We start from the raw sequence: 21321 nt of genomic DNA on the forward strand, positions 1-21321 counted from the left end.
CGTTAAACGGGAACGCCTCGGCGCGTCGTCCCTAGTGGACGGTGCCCGGTGCCGCGCCCTCGGACAGCGCCACGATCAGCCGCTCGATATGGCGCCAGTGGCAGTAGCGGCGCACGTTGCCGAGCGCGCGGCTGCTCTCGGCGCGCGCGGCCGCCTCGAACCCGGCATCGTCGCCGAAGGCCTCGATCAGTTGCGACGCGTCGCTGACGGCCTCGCGGCCGGAGATGAAAGGCGTTTCCATGGGCGGCGTCTTAACCCGATGCGCCTTTCGCCATTCCCCACGGACATGCTCAACTTCGCGGTAACCATGAAAATTCCCGCCGGAATGTCAGGAAATCCGCCGCCCCGCCCACAAGACGCGCCCGACGATGTCGAGGTCGCCGCGCGGCACGTCGGGCCAGTCGGGCCAGGCCGGATTGTCCGACTGGATGGTGATGCGCCCGTCGAACGGGTGGAGCGCGAGGCGCTTGACCACCAGCGCGTCGTCGATCCTCAGCACGTAGATGCCGTCGCGCAGCCGGCCCGCCGCATCGCCATGATCGATCAGGATATCGTCTCCCTCGGCCAGCGTCGGCGCCATCGAATCCCCCTCGACGCGGATCACCGCCAGCTGGTCGGGCCGCGAGGCCGTCAGCCGCCTGAGCCAGGCCGGGTCGAACCCGAAGCGTCCGTGCGCGCGCTCGCCCGCCGCCAGCGCGCCGGGCCCCGCCGAAGCGCGCACCGGCCGCCGCGCGACGACCGCCAATCCGTCGGCCTCGAGAGCGCCGACCGCCGGCCCACCGAGCATTTCCTCGCTGACTCCGAAATAACGCGCGAGCGTGCGCCGCTCCTCCTCGCCCAGCCGCTTGGGGCTGCCGCGATGGATGAACTGGTGGATATAGGCCGAGTTCTTCCCGATCAGCCGCGACAGGCCGGCATAGTCGGCCCCCCGTTCGCGGCAGAGCCGCTCGATCAGCTGTGCAGGCGATTCCGTCATGGCCTCTCCATAGTCTAGGAAATATCCTAGACAAGTAGGAAACGAATTGGAAGACAATGGGATGCCGAGTCGCTCCAGAGTGGGGACTTACACCAGTGCATCTACTACGTGACGTCGAGAATTATCTCAGGAACAGCAATATCGCCGCGGCGCGCTTCGGGCGCGACGCGACGGGGGATCCGCGCTTCGTCTTCGACCTTCGCAGGGGCCGCGAACCGCGCCCGGCGACCGAGAGGCGCGTGCGCTCTTACTTGGAGACGGTGCAATGATGAAGCTTGCCCTCTCGCCCGCCGCCACCAGTCTGATGCGCGGCCTGCTCGCACGCACCGGGGTCGCCGCCGATAGGATCATTCTCATCGAGGCGCGTTCGACCGATTGGCAATCGCTCACCTTCATCGGCGAGCGACACGAGATCAGCCTCCGAATTCCTCCGCCCGACGCGCAGGTCGTGGCGCGCGCCCTGACCGAGGGCCTGGAAGAAGCGGAATTCGCGATTCCCGGGCAGATCCTCGCCGACATCGCGCTCGCCGAACCGCCGATCGCGCTCGCCGACGGTTCGTTGGGACTGATGATCGAGGCGCTGACGATCCGCGAGGAACCGGCCTAGCGCAGCGAAGCGCGCACCTCGTGGAGCGCGGCGCGCAGCGCGTCCGCCGCATCGGGCACCGGGTGGAGGGCCGGTTCGCCCGGCGCGGCCGGCTCGCGAGCCTGTGCCGCGAGATGCCGGTCGATGCGCGCCTTCAATTCGCCCGCGGTCGGGATCGGTGCGCCGCGCCCGTCGCCGAACAGCGCGACCACGCGCGAACCCGGGTCGAGCGCGCCGACGAGATCGTCGAGAAGCAGCGCTTCGCACTCGCCGGCGGCAACAGGCGCCGCTTCCTCGACCAGGAGCAATTCATCCGCGTCGCGCTCGAACGGCAGCGGCGGCAGCGCGAAGTCCGGAAGGTCGGGCTCCTCGCCCCCGACCCGAGCCATGGCCGAAAATACCAGCGCGAACGCCGCGAGCGCCCCGGCTGCGCGCCACGCGGCGGCCAGCCCCGGCGAAAACGCCTCGAGTGCGGTGCCGACCGCGATCCCCGCGACGGCGGCCGCACCCACGTCGACCCAGCGGTCGAATCGTCCCTGAACCCGTTCCATGCGCGCCAGCCTACGTCCGCGCCGGTTGAATTTCCGTTAGCCCGCGAGCGCGCGCCCGATCGCTGCGCAGAAATCGGGCACGTCATCGGGATTGCGGCTGGTGATGAGGTGCCCGTCGACGCACGCCGCCTCGTCGACCACGTTCGCGCCCGCATTCCTCATGTCGGTGCGGATCGAGGGCCAGCTCGTCGCTTTCCTGCCCCTGAGCACGTCCGCCTCGACCAACATCCACGGACCGTGACAGATCGCCGCCACCGGCTTTTTCGCCTCGTCGAAATCGCGCACCAATTGCACCGCCGTCTCGTTGGTGCGCAAATGATCGGGATTGATGACCCCGCCCGGCAGCACCAGCGCGTCATAATCGCCCGCATCGACCTCCTCGATCCGGACATCCGGCTGCACCTTGATGGTCGGGTCGTCCATCACCCGCGCCTGGATCGGTTCGAGCGTTGGCGACGCGATCACCACCCTCGCACCCGCCTGCGACAGCCGTTCTCGAGGCCCCGTCAGCTCGACCTCCTCGAACCCGTCGCTCGCCATGATCAGCACCGTCTTGCCGCTCAGATCGTCCATCATCCACCTTTCCGTCGTCTAGCCGACTTTGGAACCGAACGCCCCCGCGGCTCTTTCTGCTCCGACATGACCGCCGACCTGCGCCTCTCCAGCGACGAAGAACCGGGCTATTCCCGCCGCCGCTTCGGCAAGGGCTTCGCCTATTACGACGCGGGCGGCCACAAGGTCGAGAACGATACGCTCAAGGCCCGCCTCGACGCGCTCGCCGTCCCGCCCGCCTACCGCAACGTGTGGTACTGCCGCGACGAGAAGGGCCATATCCAGGCCACCGGCTATGACGACAAGGGCCGCAAGCAATATCGCTATCACGACGAATATCGCCTCCACGCCGAGGCGGACAAGTTCGAGGGTCTGCCCAAGTTCGGCCGCGCGCTGCCGCGCATCCGCAAGCAGGTCGCGCGCGATCTTCGCCGCCGCTCGCTCGCCCGCGAGACCGTGCTCGCCGCGGTCGTGCGGCTGATGGACACGGCGCACCTTCGCATCGGCAACGACCAGTATAGCCGCACCAACAAGAGCTTCGGCGCGACGACCTTGCGCAACCGCCATGTCGAGCGGCTGAAGACCCGCCTCAAGGTCAGCTTCCGCGCCAAGCATGGGGTCGAGCGTGAGGTGACCATCACCGAACCTGCCCTCGTGCGCATCATCGGCGAGGCGCACGAGCTGCCGGGCCAGCAATTGTTCCAGTATGTCGACGAGGACGGCGCCGTGCGCCGCATCGGCTCGGCCGACGTCAACGCCTATCTGCGCGAGATCTCGGGCACCGACTTCACCGCCAAAAACTTCCGCACCTGGGGTGCCTCGCGCCTCGCCATGGCGATCATCGCCGACCATCACCGCCGCCGCGAGCCGCTCACGCTGAAAATGCTGCTCGAACCCGTCGCCGACGCACTCGGCAACACGCCCGCGGTGACCCGTTCCTCCTACATCCACCCCGAGTTGATCGAGGCGGTCAAGGCGAACCCCGACGCACCGCTCGGTACGATGCGCCTCACCCGCCGCCCGCGCGCCCGCTTGTCGCGCGCCGAAACCCAGCTGCTCGCCTTCCTCGAACATCGCCCCGGCACGGGGCGCCGCCGCCTGCTCAAGCTCCTGCGCGGCGAGAGCTGAACCCGCGCGGGCGGTTGAACTTCCTGCCCGTCCCCGCCACACAGGCCTTCATGGAAACCGCCAGCACCCTCGCCAACGACGCCGCCGATCAGATCGGCTCCGACGCCTTGAAGGTCGAAGAGACCGTCGAGCGGTTCGAACAGCCGGTCGAGCAGACGCTCGGCTGGATCGCGACCAACTGGGAAGGCCTCGTCATCGGCGGGCTGGTCGCGACCGGCATCGTCGGGCTGATGCTGATCCTGCGCACGCTCGGCCGCCGTTTCCTCGACCGCGACCGCGACCGCACCAGCTGGAAGGGCATCATCGCCAGCGTGTTCGCGCGCACGACGCTCCTGTTCATGATCGTCGCGGCAAGCGACATCGTCGTCAGCCATACCCAGATCCCCGCGCCGATCGCGCGGATGGTCGACGTCGCCTTCATCATCGTGTCCGCGCTGCAGGGTGCGATCTGGGCGCGCGAGCTGATCCTCGGCGTGATCACCTCCAAGGTGGTCGAGGAGGACGACCGCGAGAGCACGCTCGCCAACGCCCTCTCGCTGATCCGCGTGCTGGTCAGCGTCGCCGCCTTCGCTATCGCGATCCTCATCATTCTCGACAATCTGGGGGTCGACGTCGGCCCGCTGATCGCCGGCTTCGGGATCGGCGGCATCGCCATCGGTCTTGCCGCGCAGGGCATTTTCTCCGACCTCTTCGCCGCGCTCGCGATCGTCTTCGACCGCCCGTTCCGGAAGGGCGACACGATCAGCTATGGCGGCGTGGGCGGCACCATCGGCACGGTCGAGAAGATCGGCATGAAGACTACCCGCATCCGCGCGGTGACCGGCGAGCAGGTCATCATGAACAACACCAAGCTGCTCGACCAGGAAGTCTCCAACATCGCCGAGGCGCAGCGCCGTCGCCGCACCATCCCCTTCGGCGTCATCTACCAGACCGCGCCCGCCAAGCTGAAGCGGATGCGCGCCCTGTGCGAAGAGGCGCTCTCGCACCATGACGAGATCGAGATCGTGCGCTGCGTGTGCACCGGCTTCGGCGACAGTTCGATCGATTTCGAGCTGGTCTACGAACATGAAAGCCAGGACTTCAACGAGATCCTCGGCGTGCAGTCGCTCATCCACATCGCGCTGGTCGAGATCTTCGCGCGCGAAGGCATCGAGTTCGCCTACCCCACGCAGACCACTTTCACCTCGGCGCCCGACGGGACGATGATCATGCCCTACCCAGCCGCGATGCCGGTGGTCGCCGTGGCGAAAGGCGACGAGCCCGCCGCCGCCCCGTCGCGCACCGTGCGACAGGCGGCTGCCCGGCCCGAGAGCGACTGACGGATAGGTTCGAATTCGCAACGGGCTTGCCTTTACGTAAACGGAAAGCGTAAGAGAACCCCATGCCCGTCACCTCCCTCGACGCGATCCGTGCTGCCGTCGGCACCGACATCGGCGTGTCCGACTGGATCGAGGTGACACAGGACCGCATCGACGCCTTTGCCGACGCGACCGAGGACCGCCAGTTCATCCACGTCGATCCCGCCGCCGCCGCGCAGACCCCGTTCGGAGGCACGATCGCGCACGGTTTCCTGTCCCTGTCGCTCCTCTCGCGCATGGCCGTGGACGTCATGCTCGTGCCCGACACCACGAAAATGGCCGTCAATTACGGGCTCGACCGCGTCCGCTTCCTCGCCCCCGTTCGCGCGGGGAAACGAGTCCGCGGCCGCTTCGTTCTGGAAGAGGTGAGCGACAAGGCGCCGGGGCAGCTGCTCCTGCGCCACCGCGTCACCGTCGAGATCGAGGGCGAAGACAAACCCGCATTGCTGGCCGACTGGCTCGGCCTGATCATCACCTAGAAGGATCCATCCCTATGTCCCGTGACGCCGTCATCGTTTCCACCGCCCGCACGCCCATCGGCCGCGCCTACAAGGGCGCCTTCAACATGACCCACGGCGCGACGCTGGGCAGCTACTCCCTCGCCCCCGCTATCGAGCGCGCGGGGATCGAGGCGGGCGAGATCGACGACGTCGTATGGGGCGCGGTGCTCACGCAGGGCACCCAGTTCGGCAATATCGGCCGCCAGGTCGCGCTGCGCGCCGGCTGCCCGGTCACCGTCGCGGGCATGACCATCGACCGCCAGTGTTCCTCGGGCCTGATGGCGATCGCGACCGCGGCCAAGCAGGTCATCGACGACCGCATGGGAATCGTCGCTGCGGGCGGGCAGGATTCGATCTCGATGGTCCAGACCCCCGAGATGCGCGTCGCGATGGACCCCGAACTCGTAAAGATGCACCCCGCGACCTACATGCCGATGCTCCAGACCGCCGAGACGGTCGCCCAGCGTTACGGCATCAGCCGCGAAGCGATGGACGAATATGCCCTCAAATCGCAGCAGCGCACCGCCGCCGCGCAGGACGCCGGCCGCTTCGACGACGAGATCGTCCCGGTCACCGTCACGATGGGCGTCAAGGATCGCGAGACGGGCGCGGTCTCGACCAAGGAGATCACCGTCTCGAAGGACGAGGGCAACCGCCCCGACACTACGCTCGAAGGCCTCTCTTCGCTCCAGCCGGTGCTCGGCCCCGGCACGACCATCACCGCGGGCAACGCCTCGCAGCTGTCCGACGGCTCGTCGGCCTGCATCGTCATGGAAGCGGGCGAAGCGGCGAGGCGCGGGCTCGCCCCGCTCGGCCGCTACGTCGGCATGGCGGTCGCGGGCACCGAGCCCGACGAGATGGGCATCGGCCCGGTCCCCGCGGTCAACCGCCTGCTCGAGCGGTTCGACCTCAAGGTCTCGGACATCGGCCTGTGGGAGCTCAACGAGGCCTTCGCGGTCCAGGTGCTCTACAGCCAGCAGCAGCTCGGCATTCCCGACGAGCTGATGAACGTCGACGGCGGCTCGATCTCGATCGGCCACCCCTACGGCATGAGCGGCGCGCGCATGACCGGCCACGCGCTGATCGAAGGCAAGCGCCGCGGCGCCAAATATGTCGTCGTCACCATGTGTGTCGGCGGCGGCATGGGCGCTGCCGGCCTGTTCGAGGTGCTTTAAGCGCCGAGAGCAAGGCAGGCGGAGCGCAGCGGGCGCGCCTTGGTCGAGAGACGCGTGCCCCTGCGCACGGCCTGCGCGTAGCGACAGGTCCGACGGGGGCAGGCCGCCCTGCCCCCGCACACACGCCCTCAACCGAAACCTTAATCCGCGGCGACGGTCACTTCCGGCTCGCCCTTCGAGCGCAGCGAGAATAGGCCAGGCCCGTTGGCGACGATCATCGCCATGCCGCCCGCGATGGCGAGATTCTTCCAGAAGTGCGCCATCTGCCCGTAATATTCGGGCCCTGCGAGTTCCATCGCCGGCATCAGGTGGAAGACGATCCCGGACAGGAGGCTGAACGCGGCGAGCACCATCGCGGCGATGCGCGCGTGCCAGCCCAGCGCCACCATCAGTCCGCCACCGATCTCGGTTGCCAGCACGAGGGGTAATAGCAGCCCCGGCACGCCCTGCGATTCCATGTAGGCGACGGTTTCCTGGTAGGCACCGACCTTCTGGAAGCCCGCGACGATGAAAACGAGGCTGAGAAGCAGCCGCGCGATCGGCGAAAGATAGTCTCTGGTACTGTTCATCCTCTCCGTCCTTCCCTGTGTGACCGGGGGATGAAACAAGCTTTTACGCCAAATGTCGGTTTCCCGCCATAGGCTCGCGCGCCGCTTTCGCTTTCCTTCGTGCCCGCTTCCTGCCAGCGTCGTGCTCATGGACGCCTTCGAACTCGTCGCGCTGGCCGCCTCGACCAGCCTGCTCGCCGGCTGGCGGCTCTACCTCGTCACCTTCATTACCGGGCTCGGCATGAAATTCGGCTGGGTCCCGCTCCCCGACAACATGCAGGCGCTCGACGTGCTGGCCAACAACTGGGTGTTGGCGATCGCGGGCGTTGGCACGTTCCTCGAATTCTTCGCCGACAAGATCGCGTGGGTCGATAGCGTCTGGGACAGCATCCACGGCTTCATCCGGCCGCTCGGCGGCGCGCTTCTCGCGATGGCGATCGTCGATGCAGGCGATCCGGCCTTCCAGATCGCGGCTTTCCTGCTGGGCGGCGGTGCGGCCTTTGCCGCCCACGTGGGCAAGGCGAGCGCGCGCGCGGCGGTCAACATGAGCCCCGAGCCGGTCAGCAACATGGTCGTGAGCACGGGCGAGGATATCGCCACCGGGGGCCTACTGGCGCTGGCCATCCTCAACCCCATCGCGGCGGCGCTGGTCGCGGCGGCGATGGTTGCGCTGACCTTGTGGCTGATCTTTGCGGCGCGGCGGGCGATCCGCAAGCTGCTCGGCCTGTCGACGCGCCCCGCCGACGGATCCGACTGAAGCGCTGCGAACCTCCGAGACCGCCGCAAGCGCGCCCGCGTTGGCGCGCGTCGGCCGGAAGAGCGCGGTAGTGGCTTTGCCTGAGGCCTAGTCGCCGCGTCCCTGCGGATAGGTGACGGTGTTCGCATCGCCGGGGGGACGCAACAGCGCGCCTTCACCATTGTTGCCGCGCACGGCGTCGTTATAGCCCTCGAGCGCATTCTGCTCGGACCGTTGGCGCCGGTTGGTGTTGGCGACGTCCTCGTCGGCGCGTGCCCATACGATCGGGTCGCTCAGCACCGCCGAGCGCACCGGCGCGCCGCCGCCATCGGTGGCGGGGGCGAACTGCGCCTCGCTGCGGATCACACCGCACGCCTGTACCAGCGCAACCGGATCGCCCTCGTGCTCGGTGAGCGTGCAGTCGATGATGGCGCCTTGCTCGTCGAGCAGCAGAAGCGCGCGGAAACGGCTCGGCGTCGTCGGATCGGCCGCGACCGAAGCGTAGTCGAACGCGCCGAAGACGTCGGCGCCGCCCTCGCGCGCACCCGGCAGCTCGGGCAAATCGGCCCAGGTGGGGTCATACGCGCGCTGCAGCATGAGCCGGCAGCGGTCGAGCGCGGGAACGAGGAACTGCATATTGGTGAGCGCCAGCGACACCGTCCGCTCGCCCAGCGTCAGCGTCAACGTGTCGGCATCGAACAGCATCGAGCTGTCGCTCGCCATCCAGGTCGACACCAGCCGGTTGGCCTCGGCATGCGCGAACCGCGTGGCGGGCGCGGCGTCGCTCCCCGTTTCGGTCCCGACCTGCCCGATCGCGGTCAGTTCGGGCGCGCTGGCCCCATCCTCGACGAGCGAGATGTCGAGACCCGGACCGATCCCGTAGGCCTTGATCGCAAGATGCACCGGACCGTAGTCGCGCAGCGCGAGGCACTGCACCCCATCGAACCCCTGCGCCCACTTGGTGGTCGGCTGGAGCGGAGAAGCCGGCTGGGCGGTGACGGGCTGCACCAGCGCGGCCATCGCGAAAGCGGCGATCAAGGTATGCATGGCATCATCTCCTTCGATGCCGATCAAAGCACCGATGGCCTGCGACCTCAATCGTGCTTGGCGACGAATTCCTCGACCACCGGAGCGATCGTGTCGCGCCACTTGCCACCGTGGAAGATGCCGTAATGGCCCACGCCCTCGGCCATGAAATAGCGCTTCTTCTTCTCGGGCAGGTCGCTCGCCAGGTGGAGCGCCGCCTTGGTCTGGCCGAGCCCCGAAATATCGTCGCGCTCGCCCTCGATGGCGAGCAGGGCCGTATCCGTGATCCCGGCCAGGTCGACCAGCTTGCCGCGGTGCATGAACTCGTTCCTCGGCAGCAGGTGCCGCTGGAACACGACGTCGACCGTCTGCAGGTAGAATTCGGCCGTCATGTCGGCCACCGCGCGATATTCGTCGTAGAATTCGCGGGTCTTGTCCGCGCTTTCCTCATCGCCCTCGATGAGATGCTTGAACATCTCCCAGTGGCTCATCAGATGGCTGCCCAGATTCATGGTCATGAAGCCAGCCAGCTGGAGGAAGCCCGGATAGACCTTCCGCCCCGCGCCCTTGTAGAAATAGGGCACGGTGGCGATCACGTTCTGCTGGAACCAGGCGTGCGGTCGCTGGGTGGCGAGGAGGTTCACCGCGGTCGGCGCCTCGCGCGTATCGATCGGCCCGCCCATCATCGTCAGCGTGGCCGGCCGCGCCGGATTCTTCGCCCCGCCCATGATCGCGGTCGCCGCGAACGCAGGCACCGAGGGCTGGCACACCGCCAGCATGTGCGGGCGCACGCCGTGCTTCTCGTGGATCGTCTCGAGGAAATCGATCAGGTAATCGACATAGTCGTCGAGGTCGAAACTGCCCTCGGACAGCGACACCGTCTTCGCGTCCGCCCAGTCGGTGATGTAGACGTCGTGGGCCGGCAGCATCCGCTCGACCGTGCCCTTGAGCAGCGTCGCGAAATGACCCGACATCGGCGCGACGATCAGCATCGGCGGCTGCGAAACCTCGGCGTCCTTCCTGAAATGCAGCAAATTCCCGAACGGGCGGTAGGTCACGACATCCTCGTCGACCGCAACGGTTTCGCCCTCGACCTCCGTCTCGTTAATCTCGAAGTCGGGCTTGCCGCGCGTTGCGGTGGCGTGCGCGAACACGTCGAGTCCCGCGGCCACGACCGGCCCCATCGAATGGTAGGCGAAGGGATTGGCGGGGTTGGCGATCCAGCCCGCGCCGAGGCCGGCCATGCGGCTGGCACCCGCCAGCAGCGAGCGCTGCACCTCATAGGCGTCGTAAAGCATGCTGTTCCTTGGGAGATTTCATGATGTTGCAACCAGCTTGGGCGCGATTGGCTCCCCCGGCAACCCCCATGTTGCGATGCAGCGACCGCAACGCGGCAATTGAGGCCTGCGCGACACACTGCTAGGCGGCTTGGCGATGGCCACAGAAGCTCCCCCGAAAAAATCGCTCTCCAACCTGAAGATGGTGTGGGACCGCGTACTGCGTTACCCCGGTCATCTCGTCATGGCGGGCATCGCGCTGCTGCTCGCCGCGGGCGCCACGTCGGGCATTCCCTACGCCTTCAAGCTGATCATCGATCGTGGCTTCACCAATGACGGCGATATCGCGCGCTGGTTCCAGTATCTGCTCATCCTCGTCCTCGTCATGGCGGTCGCCACCGCGACGCGCTTCTACTTCGTGTCCTGGCTCGGCGAGCGGGTCGTCGCCGACATCCGCCGCGACGTCCACGCCAACCTGTTGAAGCTCTCGCCCGCCTATTTCGAGGAAAACCGCCCCGCCGAGATCACCAGCCGCATCACCGTCGACACGACCGTGATCGAACAGGTCGTCGGCACCACCATCTCGGTCGCGCTCAGGAACCTCATCATGGGCCTCGTGTGCACCGCGATCATGTTCACGCTGTCGCCCAAGCTTGCCGGTATGCTGCTCCTTGGCATTCCCGTCGTCATCGTCCCGCTTACCATCCTCGGGCGCAAGGTGCGCGCGGTCTCGGTCTCGAGCCAGGACCGCATCGCCGACGTCGGCACGCTCACCAGCGAGGTGCTCGGCGCGATGAAGATCGTCCAGGCGTTCGGCCAGCAGGAGCGCGAGAGCGAGCGCTTCTCCTCGGCCACCGAGACCGTCTTCGCGGTCGCCAAGAGGCGCATCTTCCTGCGCGCTCTTTTGACCTTCATCGTCATCGCCCTCCTGATGAGCGCGATCACGCTGATCATCTGGCAGGGCGCCACCGACGTCGCCGCGGGCCGCATGAGCGGCGGCACCATTGCCGCCTTCGTCCTCTACGGCGGGCTCGTCGCGGGCGCGTTCGGCGCGTTGAGCGAAGTCTATGGCGACCTGTTGCGCGCCGCGGGTGCCTCGCAGCGCCTCGATGAACTGATGCAGGTCCAGCCGGTCATCACCGCGCCTGCCGATCCGGTCGAGCTCCCCTCCCCGCCCGAGGGACGCCTGACCTTCGAGAACGTCACTTTCCGCTATCCCACCCGCCCCGACACCGAGGCGCTGGCGGACTTCGATCTCGACATCCGCCCCGACGAGCTGGTCGCGATCGTCGGCCCCTCGGGCGCGGGCAAGACCACCCTTTTCCAGCTCGCCCAGCGCTTCTACGATCCGCAGGACGGGCGCATCCTGATCGACGGCGTCGACCTCAAGGACACCGATCCGCAGGCGCTGCGCCGCCGCATCGCGATGGTACCGCAGGAAGTGATGATCTTCGCCGCCAGCGCGCGCGACAACCTGCGCTACGGCCGCTGGGACGCCAGCGACGAAGACATCTGGGAAGCCGCCGCGCTCGCCAACGCGACCCAGTTCCTCAAGAGTCTACCCGAGGGCCTCGACACCTATCTCGGCGAAGGCGGCGCGCGTCTCTCGGGCGGGCAGCGCCAGCGCATCGCCATCGCCCGTGCGCTGCTGCGCAAGGACGCCCCCCTCCTCCTCCTCGACGAGGCTACCAGCGCGCTCGACGCCGAAAGCGAGGCCAAGGTCCAGGCTGCGCTCGACAACCTCATGGGCAAGCGCACCACGCTCGTCATCGCCCACCGCCTCGCCACCGTGCGCGCGGCCGACCGCATCGTCGTGATGGACGAAGGCCGCATCGTCGAGCAGGGCACCCACGACGAGCTCGTCGCCAAGGACGGCCTCTACGCCCGCCTCGCCCGCCTCCAGTTCGACTAGCTCAGCACCAGCGTTACTGCGACCGCCAGCAGCAGCCACTGCAGAAGCAGCACGAACGCATGCCCCATGGCGCGCAGACGCGTCGTTTCCAGCCGCCGGTGGAACCAGCGCGTCTCCACGAAGCCGACCCACAGCGCCGAAACCAGCAGCCCACCGAACAGGATCGCGGCGCCCAGTGCGGGCTTGGTCGTGATCAGGTCGTGCGCGGCGAAATAGGTGGCGTTGACCAGCACCGCGTAGCCTGCGGCCGGATAGCATTGGGCGTAAAAGGGCGCCTGCAGCGCGGACTTGGTCATCCGGATCCCGCGCACCTTGAGTTCGCGGGCTGCGGCGAGCAGCGGGAGCGCGCCGAACAGGACGATGCGCACCGCAAGCAGGTTGGTGTCGTTGCTCATCAACTCCTTGATCGCTTCGTTCTGATAGCTTTCCACGGCGTCGATCCCGATCCCGATCTCGATCCCGTGAATCACCGCCAGCGTGAGCGCGAGAAACAGCGGTGGGCCGATCCGGTCGCCCCATGCCGGATCGGGGTCCTCGTCCATCCTTTTCTCGGTATCGAGCATGAGTCCGAACGGCGTCAGCAGTGTGCGGATCAGGGTGCGCGGGTAGAAATAGAGCCAGCTCAAAATCTCGAATACGAGCTCGTCGAGCGACTTGATCAGCTTGTAGAAGTCCACCTCACGCCCCTCCAACCGACAGGCTAGCAGTCTTCCGACATTAGCGGGCGAGTGCAAGCGTACGGCTCGGCGCCCGTGTAACCTTTTGCCGCCGATTGGCGTATCAAGGGGCATGACCGACCCGCTTTTCGACCGCCGCGCCCTGCTGGGCCTTGCCGGGGTTTCGCTCGCCGCGCTGTCGCTCGGCACGACCCGAGGGTATGCCAACCCCCACGCCAAAGGCCGCTTCAAGGTCATGAAATCGGACGCTGCATGGCAGCGCCAGCTTGGCCCCAAGGCCTACCGCATTCTCAGGAAAGCGGGCACCGAGCCGCCCTTCTCGCATCCCTACAACCGCCTCAAGGCGACCGGCACCTACCACTGCGCGGGCTGCGACGCGCCGCTCTTCTCGAGCCGCACCAAATATGACAGCCGCACCGGCTGGCCGGCCTTCTGGGCCGCGCTGGACGGGCGCGTCGCCTACAGCCGCGACAGCAGCTACCTGATGGTCCGCACCGAGGAACATTGCGCACGCTGCGGCGGTCATCTCGGCCACGTCTTCGACGACGGCCCCAGGCCGACCGGCAAGCGCCACTGCATCAACGGCCTCGCGCTGAACTTCAAACCGGCATGATCCTGTTCGTTCTGCTCGCCTTCCTCGGCGGCATCCTCACCATCCTCTCGCCCTGCATCCTGCCGGTGCTCCCGTTCGTCTTCGCGCGCGCCGAAAAGAGTTTCGCGCGCCACGGTCTGCCGATGCTCGCCGGGATGGCGCTGACCTTCGCCGCGGTCGCCACCCTCACCGCCTTTGCGGGCGAATGGGCGGTGTCGGCCAACGCGGCCGCGCGCAACGTCGCGCTCGCCGTCATGGCCGTGTTCGCGCTGATGCTGCTCCTGCCCGCGCTGGCCGATCGGGTCATGGCGCCTGTCGCGGGTCTCGGCGACCGCCTGTCGCAAGGCGCCGATGACGGCTCGCCCTTCGGCTCGGCCCTGCTCGGCGTCGCCACCGGCCTTCTCTGGGCACCGTGTGCAGGCCCCATTCTCGGCCTCATCCTCACCGGGGCCGCGCTGTCGGGGGCGAGCGGCGAGACCGCATTGCTCCTCTTCGCCTACGCCGCGGGCGCCGCGACCAGCCTCGCCGCCGCGCTGCTCGTCGGCGGCAGATTGTTCGCGCGCATGAAGGCCTCGATCGGCGCGGGCCAGCGCGTGCGCCAGGTCCTCGGCCTTCTCATCCTCGTCGCGGTCGGCGCGATCGCGCTGGGGCTCGACACGCGCGTCCTCGCGCGCCTTTCGGCCGGCCCCACCAACGCCATCGAGCAGCGTCTCGCAGGCGTGCTCGGCATGGAGGAACGCGACCTCACCACCGCGCTCAGCGACGCCCCGCTGCCCGACGAAGGCCCCTTCCCGGGTCTTGCGGGCGCGACCGGCTGGCTGAACGGCGAACCGCTCGCCGCCGCCGACCTTCAGGGCAAGGTCGTGCTCGTCGATTTCTGGACCTACAGCTGCATCAACTGCATCCGCTCGGTCCCGCACGTCGAGGCTTGGCACCGCCGTTACGCGAAGGACGGGCTCGTCGTGGTCGGCGTCCACACCCCCGAATTCGCGTTCGAGCGCGAGCCCGTAAACGTCGCCAGGGCCATCGCCGACCAGCGCCTGACCTACCGGACCGCGATCGACAATGACTGGGCGATCTGGCGCGCCTTCGACAACCGCTTCTGGCCCGCCCATTACCTGCGCGGCGCCGACGGCCGCCTACGCTACCACCATTTCGGCGAGGGCGGCGTGCGCGAGACCGAAGCCGCCATCCGCAAGCTGCTGGCCGAAGCCGGCGCCGACCTCTCCTCCGACTGGGCCGAGGTCGACGCGAAGGGCCGCGCTGCGGCCGCGAACTTCGCCGACGTCGACACGCGCGAGACCTATCTGGGCTACGCCCGCGCGGACAATTTCGCCTCGCCCGGCGGCTTCGCGCGCGGCGCCCCGCGCACCTACCGTCTTCCCGACCGGCTGGGCCGCAACCAGTGGGCGCTCGACAAGCGCTGGTGGGTCGAAGAGCAACGCGCGCGCAGCCTCGATCCGGGCGCCGCGCTCACCATCGATTTTGCCGCGCGCGATCTCCACCTCGTCCTTGGCAGTGCGGACGGCCGGCCCCGCCGCTTCCGCATCCTCCTCGACGGCAAGGTGCCGGGCGATGATGCGGGTCTCGATGTCGACGCGATGGGCCGCGGCGTGATCGAGGGCGAGCGCCTCTACCAGCTCGTGCGCCAGAAGGACGGCGCCCAGCGCCGCCGCTTCACCATCGTGTTCGACGACCCTGGCGCCGCCGCCTACGCCTTCACGTTCGGGTGATCAGGCGACCAGCCTGACAGTCTCGCCGAATTCGTGATCGAGCCGCTGGCGCTCGGTGCGGCGGCGCTGCTCGGCGAGCTTTTGCTGCAAATCGAAGAAGTGCCGCGCCGGGTTGGCAGCGAAATCCTTGGGCATCGCCTTGTGGAAGATCACCGCGCGTTCCGCCTTGGCCCAGCCCTTTGCCGCCCCGCGCGACAACGCCTCGAGCAGCATCGCCTCGATCGCTCCCGCGCCTGCAGGCGCCTCGAGCTTGACCGACCGCCAGCCTAATCCGGAAAACCCGACCCACTCGGACTTCGTCGCCGCGTCGCCGCGCTTTTCCGCAAGCGCGGGCGCGAGCCGCCGCGAGGCTGCCCAGCAGGCGATCGCCCCGTTGGCGCGCACCACCGAGCCCGGATCGACCACGCGGTGGATCCGCTCGAGCGCCTCGCGCAGCGTTCCGTCGAGCCGCCGCTCGGCTTCGCCCTCGAGCGCCTTCATCGCGGTCATCCGGTAGCCCGCGAGTAGGCTCGCGCACAGTTTCGCGTCGCCCTCTTCCCAGCCCCGGGCCAGCTTCGATTTCGGCGCCCACAGCGCGAGCTGCGCCAGTACCAGTGCGAGCGGGAAACGTCCCTGACTGTGCTGGTAGAGGTGGAAATAGGTCGCCACGCGGCGCAGCCGGTCGCCCGGCGCCCCGGCAAGATCGCGTGCGTCGTTGGCGACTTCGTCGGCAAGTCCGGCCTGGTAGGAGGCGATGAGGTCCATCCATCCTCGCTAGGGCGCGAGAGGTAGCCGGAAGGTTAAAGTGCGCGCCACCGCAACGATTTTTTCGCCAGAAATTGCAGGACCTTAACGCGGATCAAGCTGAGCCGCGCAACTCCAACGAAAAAGGGCGACCCGTCGCCGGGCCGCCCTGTTTCGTACGGTTCCTGGTCCGATCAGAATTCGGCGTAGGCCTCGTTTCCGACGAACCCCATCTTCTCCACGCTCGCGCGCTTGGTGATGGCGAGCACTTCGTCGACCAGCACGTAGCGGGCGTTCGGCTCGGGCTGCAGGTGCAGCTCGGGGGTCGGGTTCATCTGCTGCGAGATGTCGAGGAACTGGCGCAGCTGGACCTGGCTGACCGGCGCGCCGTTCCACAGGATCTCGCCACCCGCCGTGATGACGACCTTGTTCTTGACCGGGTCGACCGGCGGCGGGGTGGTCGAATCCGCGTCCTGGGGAAGGTCGAGCTTCACCGCATGGGACTGGATCGGAATGGTAATGATGAACATGATGAGGAGAACCAACATGACGTCGATGAGCGGCGTCGTGTTGATGTCCATCATCGGTTCGCCTTCTTCGCTAAGGGTAGCGGCAGCCATTGCTGTAGTTCCTTTCGCTTAGAGGCGCTCGACGGCGGTACCCGCCGGCGGTTCGGAGATGAAGCCGACACGGGCGAAGCCCGCGCGCTGCATCGTGAAGATCGCGCCACCGATGCACTTGTAGGGCGTGTCGACGTCGCCGCGGATATGCGCTTCGGGCATATTCTCTTCGGTGATGTTCTCGACGCCGCCGGCCTTTTCGATCGTGTCCTCGAGCTTGGCGACCGCCGCGTCGAGCAGCTCTTCGCTGTTCATCGGCGTGAGGTCCCAATAGACTTCGCAGGTCCCGCCGGGTCCGCCACGGACCGACAGGTTGACGTTCTCGGGCTTGGTTTCGGTCGGTTCGAAGACGACCTCGGGCAACTTGACCGGGACCGTTTCGAGCACGATCGGGATGGCGATCAGGAAGATGATCAGGAGAACCAACATGACGTCCACGAGAGGCGTCGTGTTGATGTCGGACATCGGGATGTCCTCGCCCGACTGCTCCATGCCAACGTTCATACCCATAGGGCGGTCTTCCTTCGTTTATCGTTGCGGCTAGGGGTGGATCCGGGCCGGCCTCTCGGGCCGGCCCGGTGTGAACCCGTTAGCTGCGGGCAGCCGGCTTGACCGGGGCGCCACCGGTGGTGGTGCCGGGCTTCGGCGCGGCGGCAGGAGCGGCCATGACCGGCTTCACCGTGCCGTTCGACATGATGTAGCCGTGGATGTCGTTGGTGAAGGCCGAAAGGTCTTCCATGATCGACTTGTTGCGACGGATCAGCCAGTTGTAGGCGAGCACCGCCGGCACCGCGACGACGAGGCCGAGCGCGGTCATGATCAGCGCTTCGCCGACCGGGCCGGCGACGGTCGAGATCGACGCCTGACCGGCCGCACCGATCTTCACCAGCGCGCGGTAGATGCCGACGACGGTACCGAACAGGCCGATGAACGGCGCGGTCGAACCGACGGTCGCGAGGAAGGCGAGGCCTTCGCCCAGGCGGTTGCCGATCGAGTTCTTCGAACGCTCGAGCGAACCGTGCATCCAGTCATGCTGGTCGACCGGGTTGGTCAGCTTGCCATGCTGTTCGTCGGCGAGGATCGCGTCCTCGACGATCGCGCGGTAGGCGCTCTTCTTCTCGAGCTTGTTGGCGGCTTCCTTGAGGTTGGCCGACGCCCAGAAGTTGGCGCGCACCTTGTTCGACTGATTGATGATCTTCTGCTGCTGCAGGAGCTTGGTGAACAGGATGTAGAACGAGAAGATCGACATGCCGACCAGGATCGCGAAGGTCGCGATCGTGATGATGCCGCCTTCCTTGAGCGCGGCGACGATACCGTAGGGATTCTCGCCCGCGGCCGGGGCAGCTGCCAGGATGAAATTGAGCATGGGTTCGTTTCCTAGATAGTGAGACGGGAAAATATGTTTTGAAGCTTATCTGTCGGGCAGGACCCAGCGGATCGAGCTCGTCACCGTATCGGTCACCTGCTTGCCGGTGCTGTCGGTGGCCGGGGTGAACCGGGCGCGACGCTCCATGATGCTGCAGGTGGTCTGGTCGAGAGTCGACGAGCCACTGGAGCCGACGATCTCGCACTTGCTGACGCGTCCGTTCGCCCCGACCGTCAGGCGGAACCGCGTCGTGCCCTGCTCCTCGTTACGGATCGCGCGCGACGGATAATCGTCGTTCGAGATGTACGAAGCGAGGTTGGCCTTGGCACGGGCGGGTTCGATGCGCGGCGGCGGCGGCGCAGGCGGAGCCGGCGGCGCGACCGGAGCGGTCGGCGTCACGACCGGCGGCGGAGCGACGGGAGTCGCCACGACCGGCGGGGGCGCGACATTGGTGCGGACGATCGGCGGCGGAGCCACGACCGGCGGGGGAACATCGGGAATGTTCTCGGGCGGGGGCGGCGGCTCTTCCGGCGGGGGCGGCGGCTCATCCTCGACGTCGAAAGTCTTCAGGTCTTCGACCGTCTTCTTCACCACGTTGTAGGCCAGACCGCTGACAAGCGCATAGCCCAGGATCACGTGGAGGAGGATGACGATTGCGATCGAAACCGTGCGGTTCGATCCCATGTCTCTGCGATTTGCGTAGGACATTAAGTCGCTAATCTCCTCGGCTTGCCACGGAGGGATCCGTGGCCGAACCGGGCTTACGACAAGCGCCCGGCTCATTTATTCGAAATCGCCGTGTACTAAAGTTACATGGCAATAGCGGGCTTCCTTATAGGGACGAAAAACGCGTGGCAACGCATTTGTTCCCTAACCGACAAAGCGAGTGCCTATTGCGGTGAACCGCCCGTAAAGGACGCAATTTCGACACCGACTGCCTCTGCATCGCCATAAATATCGGGCTTCACCGAGCGGATTCGCAGCGCGCAAACGCCGTTCGCGGCGGCGATCCGGTCGAACAATGCGCGCAGGAACGTTTCCTGCAGATTGTAACGCCGCTCGGTCGCGAGCCGAATCACTTCGGCGCGCAGGAAATCGTAATTCCACGCCCGGTCGGGGTCGTCGCCATGATCGGCGTCGGGCTCGTCCAGCCACAGCTCGACCGACACCAGCAGCCGCTGCGGCGTGCCCACCTCGTGCGCGTGAAAGCCGATGTCGGCATCGACCTCGAGCTTGTCGAGCACGATCTTGGCGGACCTCGGCACCAGCGGCACCATCCCGTCGAGCTTGGCGCTCATGCATCATTCCTTTCGTCGAGAAATTGCGTGTCTTCGTCGAGAAACGGCGAGTTCTCGAGAAACTGCACGTCGCGATCCAGCGCCATGAAGCGCTGCCCGCCGTCGAGCCACAGCGTCTGGCCGGTCACGACGGTGGCGGCAAGCAGGTAGTCGATCGCCGCCACCACGTCGTCGGGGCGCACGCCGCGGCCCAGCGGATTGAGCGCATGTACCTTCTCGAAATCGCGCTGTCCCTGCGCGCCCGAGGGCAGCATCAGCGCGGGGGCGACGGCATTCACCCTGACCCCCTCGCCTGCCCACGCGCGCGCGGCGATGTCGGTGAAGCCGGCCAGCGCCTGCTTGGCGAGCGTGTAGCTCAGGAAATCGGGATTGGGCGCGGCGAGCTTGGCGTCGAGCAGGTTGACCACCAGCGCGTCTTCGCCGCGTCCCCCTGCCCGGCGCGCGAACGCTTCGGCCAGCATCGCGGGCGCGCGCGCGTTCACCCTCATGTGCGCCTCGAACAGGTCGGGATCGAGCGCGCCGAGCCGGTCGTCCTCGAACATCGCCGCATTGTTGACGAGCAGCCGCGGCGCCCCGCCCAGCCCGTCGACCACCGCGAAGATTGCCCGGGCGCAGTCCGCCGCGGCGAGGTCGGCGACCGCCTTGACGGCGCCGTCGGCCACTTCGTCGCTGTCGCGCCGCACGTGCGCCACCACCTGCCAGCCGCGCGCTAGCAGCGCGTCGACCAGATGCGCGCCGATCCGCCTCGCGGCGCCGGTGACGATGGCGATGGGCCGAGCCATGAGCGCCCCATGCCCGCTTGCACGGCATCTGGCAACTTGGGGCGGGCTCGCCTATCTCGCCCCCATGCCCGAACGCCGCCCCCCGCTCGATATCGAAGGCCAGTCGCTCGCCCGGCTCGCCGAGGTCCTCGCCGATCGCGGCCTGCCGCCCGTCGACCAATGGAACCCCGATCATTGCGGCGACAGCGAGATGGAGATCCTGCGCGACGGGACCTGGCTCCACCAGGGCCGCCCGCTCACCCGTCCCGCCATGGTGCGCCTCTTTTCCACCGTCCTGCGCCGCGAGGAAGACGGCAGCCATGTCCTCGTCACCCCGGTCGAGAAACTTTCGATCCGTGTCGAGCGCACGCCTTTCCGCGCGCTCAAGATGACGATGGAGGGCGAAGGCGAGAAGCGCCGGATCGCTTTCGAACTCGACAGCGGCGATGCGGTCATCGCCGGCCCCGACCATCCGATCACGCTGGCCGAGGCAGCGGACGGCCCGTCGCCGCGCGTCCTCGTGCGCCACGGCCTCGAAGCCGAGATCGCGCGCCCGCTCTACTACGAGCTGGCCGAGATCGCGCTGGCAGAAGACCACGACCCGCCCGGCATCTGGTCGGACGGCGCCTTCTTCGCGCTCGCTTCATGACGATCGACCTGCGCCTTCGCGCCGCGCTCGCTGCACCCTCGCCGGGCGAATCGCGCGACGATCTCGACCCCTCGGAATTCGGCGAGGTGACCCCAGCCGCCGTGCTCGTCCCGATCACCCGCCGCGCGCGTCCTGGCCTCATCCTCACCGTGCGCCATGGCGACCTTCGCAACCATGCCGGCCAGGTCGCTTTCCCTGGCGGGCGCATCGATCCCGGGGAAAGCCCCGAGGAGGCCGCGCTGCGCGAGGCGTTCGAGGAACTCGCCATCCGCGCCAACGACGTCGACCTCCTCGGCACGCTCGATCCCTATCTCACCGGCACCGGCTTTGCCGTCACCCCGTGGGTCGGGCTGCTCCCGCCAGACCTCCCGCTGGTGCCCGCTCCGGGCGAAGTCGAGGACTGGTTCGAGGCCCCGCTTGACCGGCTGCTCGATCCCGCCCACCACCACCGCGAAAGCACGATGTGGAAGGGGCGCATGCGCAATTACTGGCGGATCGATTACGAGGGTCGCAACATCTGGGGCGCGACCGCGGGCATGATCGTCGGCCTGTCGCGCCGGATGGCCGCGTGAAGCTC

General features: G+C 67.5%; 27 protein-coding genes. 12 read left to right on the plus strand and 15 right to left on the minus strand.

From position 1 onward, the window contains the following. Positions 1-31: 31 nt before the first annotated feature. Entirely contained in the window at positions 32-241 is a 210-nt protein-coding gene (locus NNY25_RS09305; RefSeq protein ID WP_265571080.1) for a hypothetical protein, read from the minus strand. Positions 242-328: 87 nt separating this feature from the next. Further along, a complete protein-coding gene (locus NNY25_RS09310) occupies positions 329-976 on the minus strand; it encodes a S24 family peptidase (protein ID WP_265571081.1) in 648 nt (215 codons plus the stop codon). Positions 977-1071: 95 nt separating this feature from the next. Between NNY25_RS09310 and NNY25_RS09315 the strand changes: the two genes are divergently transcribed. Further along, on the plus strand, positions 1072-1245 hold the full coding sequence (locus NNY25_RS09315) for a hypothetical protein (protein WP_265571082.1): 174 nt from the start codon (positions 1072-1074) through the stop codon (positions 1243-1245). After that, a complete protein-coding gene (locus NNY25_RS09320) occupies positions 1242-1583 on the plus strand; it encodes a hypothetical protein (protein ID WP_265571083.1) in 342 nt (113 codons plus the stop codon). Before NNY25_RS09315 ends, NNY25_RS09320 begins: the two co-directional genes overlap by 4 nt. Here NNY25_RS09320 and NNY25_RS09325 read toward each other — a convergent pair. Both NNY25_RS09325 and NNY25_RS09330 read right to left on the minus strand, forming a co-directional pair. Next, positions 1580-2113, minus strand: coding sequence for a hypothetical protein (locus tag NNY25_RS09325; RefSeq protein WP_265571084.1), 534 nt, complete (start codon positions 2111-2113; stop codon positions 1580-1582). The genes NNY25_RS09320 and NNY25_RS09325 overlap by 4 nt on opposite strands. A gap of 36 nt (positions 2114-2149) precedes the next feature. Beyond that, entirely contained in the window at positions 2150-2686 is a 537-nt protein-coding gene (locus NNY25_RS09330; protein WP_265571525.1) for a type 1 glutamine amidotransferase domain-containing protein, read from the minus strand. A gap of 66 nt (positions 2687-2752) precedes the next feature. On the opposite strand from NNY25_RS09330, the gene NNY25_RS09335 reads away from it, so the two are divergent. The 4 genes from NNY25_RS09335 to NNY25_RS09350 all read left to right on the plus strand — a co-directional run bounded on the left by NNY25_RS09335 (position 2753) and on the right by NNY25_RS09350 (position 6826). Next, the gene (locus NNY25_RS09335) at positions 2753-3793 is read left to right on the plus strand and encodes a DNA topoisomerase IB (protein WP_265571085.1); all 1041 of its coding nucleotides are present in this window, start codon (positions 2753-2755) and stop codon (positions 3791-3793) included. 50 nt (positions 3794-3843) lie between these two features. Next, positions 3844-5112 (plus strand): mechanosensitive ion channel domain-containing protein, encoded by a 1269-nt coding sequence (locus NNY25_RS09340; protein WP_265571086.1) that lies wholly within the window; start codon positions 3844-3846, stop codon positions 5110-5112. Between the two features lie 62 nt (positions 5113-5174). Continuing rightward, a complete protein-coding gene (locus tag NNY25_RS09345; RefSeq protein ID WP_265571087.1) occupies positions 5175-5630 on the plus strand; it encodes a MaoC family dehydratase in 456 nt (151 codons plus the stop codon). Positions 5631-5644: 14 nt separating this feature from the next. Further along, on the plus strand, positions 5645-6826 hold the full coding sequence (locus tag NNY25_RS09350; RefSeq protein ID WP_265571088.1) for an acetyl-CoA C-acyltransferase: 1182 nt from the start codon (positions 5645-5647) through the stop codon (positions 6824-6826). Between the two features lie 140 nt (positions 6827-6966). Here the strand turns inward: NNY25_RS09350 and NNY25_RS09355 are convergent, their stop codons facing one another. After that, complete coding sequence (locus NNY25_RS09355; RefSeq protein ID WP_265571089.1) at positions 6967-7395, minus strand: DoxX family protein; 429 nt, start codon at positions 7393-7395, stop codon at positions 6967-6969. 127 nt (positions 7396-7522) lie between these two features. Between NNY25_RS09355 and NNY25_RS09360 the strand changes: the two genes are divergently transcribed. Beyond that, positions 7523-8131: a DUF4126 domain-containing protein gene (locus NNY25_RS09360; RefSeq protein WP_265571090.1), complete on the plus strand. Its 609-nt coding sequence runs from the start codon at positions 7523-7525 to the stop codon at positions 8129-8131. 87 nt (positions 8132-8218) lie between these two features. Here the strand turns inward: NNY25_RS09360 and NNY25_RS09365 are convergent, their stop codons facing one another. Together NNY25_RS09365 and NNY25_RS09370 are read right to left on the minus strand one after the other, a co-directional pair. Continuing rightward, on the minus strand, positions 8219-9157 hold the full coding sequence (locus NNY25_RS09365) for a hypothetical protein (RefSeq protein ID WP_265571091.1): 939 nt from the start codon (positions 9155-9157) through the stop codon (positions 8219-8221). A gap of 47 nt (positions 9158-9204) precedes the next feature. After that, a complete protein-coding gene (locus NNY25_RS09370) occupies positions 9205-10434 on the minus strand; it encodes a polyhydroxyalkanoate depolymerase (RefSeq protein ID WP_265571092.1) in 1230 nt (409 codons plus the stop codon). 136 nt (positions 10435-10570) lie between these two features. Here NNY25_RS09370 and NNY25_RS09375 point away from each other — a divergent pair, with 136 nt between their 5' ends. Then, positions 10571-12325: an ABC transporter transmembrane domain-containing protein gene (locus NNY25_RS09375; RefSeq protein ID WP_265571093.1), complete on the plus strand. Its 1755-nt coding sequence runs from the start codon at positions 10571-10573 to the stop codon at positions 12323-12325. On the opposite strand, the gene NNY25_RS09380 is transcribed toward NNY25_RS09375, so the two are convergent. Then, on the minus strand, positions 12322-13002 hold the full coding sequence (locus NNY25_RS09380; protein ID WP_265571094.1) for a hypothetical protein: 681 nt from the start codon (positions 13000-13002) through the stop codon (positions 12322-12324). The two genes, NNY25_RS09375 and NNY25_RS09380, sit on opposite strands and share 4 nt — an antisense overlap. Positions 13003-13114: 112 nt before the next feature. Here NNY25_RS09380 and msrB point away from each other — a divergent pair, with 112 nt between their 5' ends. Continuing rightward, positions 13115-13615 (plus strand): peptide-methionine (R)-S-oxide reductase MsrB, encoded by a 501-nt coding sequence (gene msrB / locus NNY25_RS09385; protein WP_265571095.1) that lies wholly within the window; start codon positions 13115-13117, stop codon positions 13613-13615. Continuing rightward, complete coding sequence (locus tag NNY25_RS09390; protein WP_265571096.1) at positions 13612-15327, plus strand: cytochrome c biogenesis protein DipZ; 1716 nt, start codon at positions 13612-13614, stop codon at positions 15325-15327. Before msrB ends, NNY25_RS09390 begins: the two co-directional genes overlap by 4 nt. On the opposite strand, the gene NNY25_RS09395 is transcribed toward NNY25_RS09390, so the two are convergent. The 7 genes from NNY25_RS09395 to NNY25_RS09425 form a co-directional block, all read right to left on the minus strand. Continuing rightward, positions 15328-16071 carry a hypothetical protein gene (locus tag NNY25_RS09395; protein ID WP_265571097.1) on the minus strand — a complete coding sequence of 248 codons (744 nt, stop codon included), beginning with the start codon at positions 16069-16071 and terminating at the stop codon, positions 15328-15330. 173 nt (positions 16072-16244) lie between these two features. Then, positions 16245-16670: an ExbD/TolR family protein gene (locus tag NNY25_RS09400; RefSeq protein ID WP_265571098.1), complete on the minus strand. Its 426-nt coding sequence runs from the start codon at positions 16668-16670 to the stop codon at positions 16245-16247. Positions 16671-16688: 18 nt separating this feature from the next. Further along, complete coding sequence (locus tag NNY25_RS09405) at positions 16689-17180, minus strand: ExbD/TolR family protein (RefSeq protein ID WP_265571099.1); 492 nt, start codon at positions 17178-17180, stop codon at positions 16689-16691. Positions 17181-17259: 79 nt separating this feature from the next. After that, positions 17260-18036 carry a MotA/TolQ/ExbB proton channel family protein gene (locus NNY25_RS09410; RefSeq protein WP_265571100.1) on the minus strand — a complete coding sequence of 259 codons (777 nt, stop codon included), beginning with the start codon at positions 18034-18036 and terminating at the stop codon, positions 17260-17262. Positions 18037-18081: 45 nt separating this feature from the next. Continuing rightward, positions 18082-18720 carry an energy transducer TonB gene (locus tag NNY25_RS09415; RefSeq protein WP_338112490.1) on the minus strand — a complete coding sequence of 213 codons (639 nt, stop codon included), beginning with the start codon at positions 18718-18720 and terminating at the stop codon, positions 18082-18084. 206 nt (positions 18721-18926) lie between these two features. Then, complete coding sequence (locus tag NNY25_RS09420; protein ID WP_265571102.1) at positions 18927-19334, minus strand: dihydroneopterin aldolase; 408 nt, start codon at positions 19332-19334, stop codon at positions 18927-18929. After that, positions 19331-20116, minus strand: coding sequence for an SDR family oxidoreductase (locus NNY25_RS09425; RefSeq protein ID WP_265571103.1), 786 nt, complete (start codon positions 20114-20116; stop codon positions 19331-19333). Before NNY25_RS09425 ends, NNY25_RS09420 begins: the two co-directional genes overlap by 4 nt. Positions 20117-20180: 64 nt before the next feature. Between NNY25_RS09425 and NNY25_RS09430 the strand changes: the two genes are divergently transcribed. Together NNY25_RS09430 and NNY25_RS09435 are read left to right on the plus strand one after the other, a co-directional pair. Further along, on the plus strand, positions 20181-20744 hold the full coding sequence (locus tag NNY25_RS09430) for a DUF1285 domain-containing protein (protein WP_265571527.1): 564 nt from the start codon (positions 20181-20183) through the stop codon (positions 20742-20744). Then, entirely contained in the window at positions 20741-21316 is a 576-nt protein-coding gene (locus NNY25_RS09435; protein WP_265571104.1) for a CoA pyrophosphatase, read from the plus strand. The genes NNY25_RS09430 and NNY25_RS09435 overlap by 4 nt, the downstream gene beginning before the upstream one ends. Positions 21317-21321 lie beyond the last annotated feature (5 nt).

Origin of the sequence: Sphingomicrobium nitratireducens (assembly GCF_026157035.1) — a bacterium.
In the GTDB taxonomy this organism is placed as follows: Bacteria; Pseudomonadota; Alphaproteobacteria; order Sphingomonadales; family Sphingomonadaceae; genus Sphingomicrobium; species Sphingomicrobium nitratireducens.

Excerpts from the sequence above, each read along its gene's own strand:
- NNY25_RS09400 (WP_265571098.1), bottom strand. The coding sequence starts at position 16,670 with ATGGCTGCCGCTACCCTTAGCGAAGAAGGCGAACCGATGATGGACATC.
- NNY25_RS09345 (WP_265571087.1), top strand. The coding sequence starts at position 5,175 with ATGCCCGTCACCTCCCTCGACGCGATCCGTGCTGCCGTCGGCACCGAC.
- msrB (WP_265571095.1), top strand. The coding sequence starts at position 13,115 with ATGACCGACCCGCTTTTCGACCGCCGCGCCCTGCTGGGCCTTGCCGGG.
- NNY25_RS09430 (WP_265571527.1), top strand. The coding sequence starts at position 20,181 with ATGCCCGAACGCCGCCCCCCGCTCGATATCGAAGGCCAGTCGCTCGCC.
- NNY25_RS09420 (WP_265571102.1), bottom strand. The coding sequence starts at position 19,334 with ATGAGCGCCAAGCTCGACGGGATGGTGCCGCTGGTGCCGAGGTCCGCC.
- NNY25_RS09325 (WP_265571084.1), bottom strand. The coding sequence starts at position 2,113 with ATGGAACGGGTTCAGGGACGATTCGACCGCTGGGTCGACGTGGGTGCG.
- NNY25_RS09340 (WP_265571086.1), top strand. The coding sequence starts at position 3,844 with ATGGAAACCGCCAGCACCCTCGCCAACGACGCCGCCGATCAGATCGGC.
- NNY25_RS09395 (WP_265571097.1), bottom strand. The coding sequence starts at position 16,071 with ATGGACCTCATCGCCTCCTACCAGGCCGGACTTGCCGACGAAGTCGCC.
- NNY25_RS09360 (WP_265571090.1), top strand. The coding sequence starts at position 7,523 with ATGGACGCCTTCGAACTCGTCGCGCTGGCCGCCTCGACCAGCCTGCTC.
- NNY25_RS09305 (WP_265571080.1), bottom strand. The coding sequence starts at position 241 with ATGGAAACGCCTTTCATCTCCGGCCGCGAGGCCGTCAGCGACGCGTCG.
- NNY25_RS09310 (WP_265571081.1), bottom strand. The coding sequence starts at position 976 with ATGACGGAATCGCCTGCACAGCTGATCGAGCGGCTCTGCCGCGAACGG.
- NNY25_RS09365 (WP_265571091.1), bottom strand. The coding sequence starts at position 9,157 with ATGCATACCTTGATCGCCGCTTTCGCGATGGCCGCGCTGGTGCAGCCC.
- NNY25_RS09335 (WP_265571085.1), top strand. The coding sequence starts at position 2,753 with ATGACCGCCGACCTGCGCCTCTCCAGCGACGAAGAACCGGGCTATTCC.
- NNY25_RS09435 (WP_265571104.1), top strand. The coding sequence starts at position 20,741 with ATGACGATCGACCTGCGCCTTCGCGCCGCGCTCGCTGCACCCTCGCCG.
- NNY25_RS09425 (WP_265571103.1), bottom strand. The coding sequence starts at position 20,116 with ATGGCTCGGCCCATCGCCATCGTCACCGGCGCCGCGAGGCGGATCGGC.
- NNY25_RS09410 (WP_265571100.1), bottom strand. The coding sequence starts at position 18,036 with ATGCTCAATTTCATCCTGGCAGCTGCCCCGGCCGCGGGCGAGAATCCC.
- NNY25_RS09355 (WP_265571089.1), bottom strand. The coding sequence starts at position 7,395 with ATGAACAGTACCAGAGACTATCTTTCGCCGATCGCGCGGCTGCTTCTC.
- NNY25_RS09370 (WP_265571092.1), bottom strand. The coding sequence starts at position 10,434 with ATGCTTTACGACGCCTATGAGGTGCAGCGCTCGCTGCTGGCGGGTGCC.
- NNY25_RS09390 (WP_265571096.1), top strand. The coding sequence starts at position 13,612 with ATGATCCTGTTCGTTCTGCTCGCCTTCCTCGGCGGCATCCTCACCATC.
- NNY25_RS09375 (WP_265571093.1), top strand. The coding sequence starts at position 10,571 with ATGGCCACAGAAGCTCCCCCGAAAAAATCGCTCTCCAACCTGAAGATG.
- NNY25_RS09330 (WP_265571525.1), bottom strand. The coding sequence starts at position 2,686 with ATGGACGATCTGAGCGGCAAGACGGTGCTGATCATGGCGAGCGACGGG.
- NNY25_RS09415 (WP_338112490.1), bottom strand. The coding sequence starts at position 18,720 with ATGGGATCGAACCGCACGGTTTCGATCGCAATCGTCATCCTCCTCCAC.
- NNY25_RS09405 (WP_265571099.1), bottom strand. The coding sequence starts at position 17,180 with ATGGGTATGAACGTTGGCATGGAGCAGTCGGGCGAGGACATCCCGATG.
- NNY25_RS09320 (WP_265571083.1), top strand. The coding sequence starts at position 1,242 with ATGATGAAGCTTGCCCTCTCGCCCGCCGCCACCAGTCTGATGCGCGGC.
- NNY25_RS09350 (WP_265571088.1), top strand. The coding sequence starts at position 5,645 with ATGTCCCGTGACGCCGTCATCGTTTCCACCGCCCGCACGCCCATCGGC.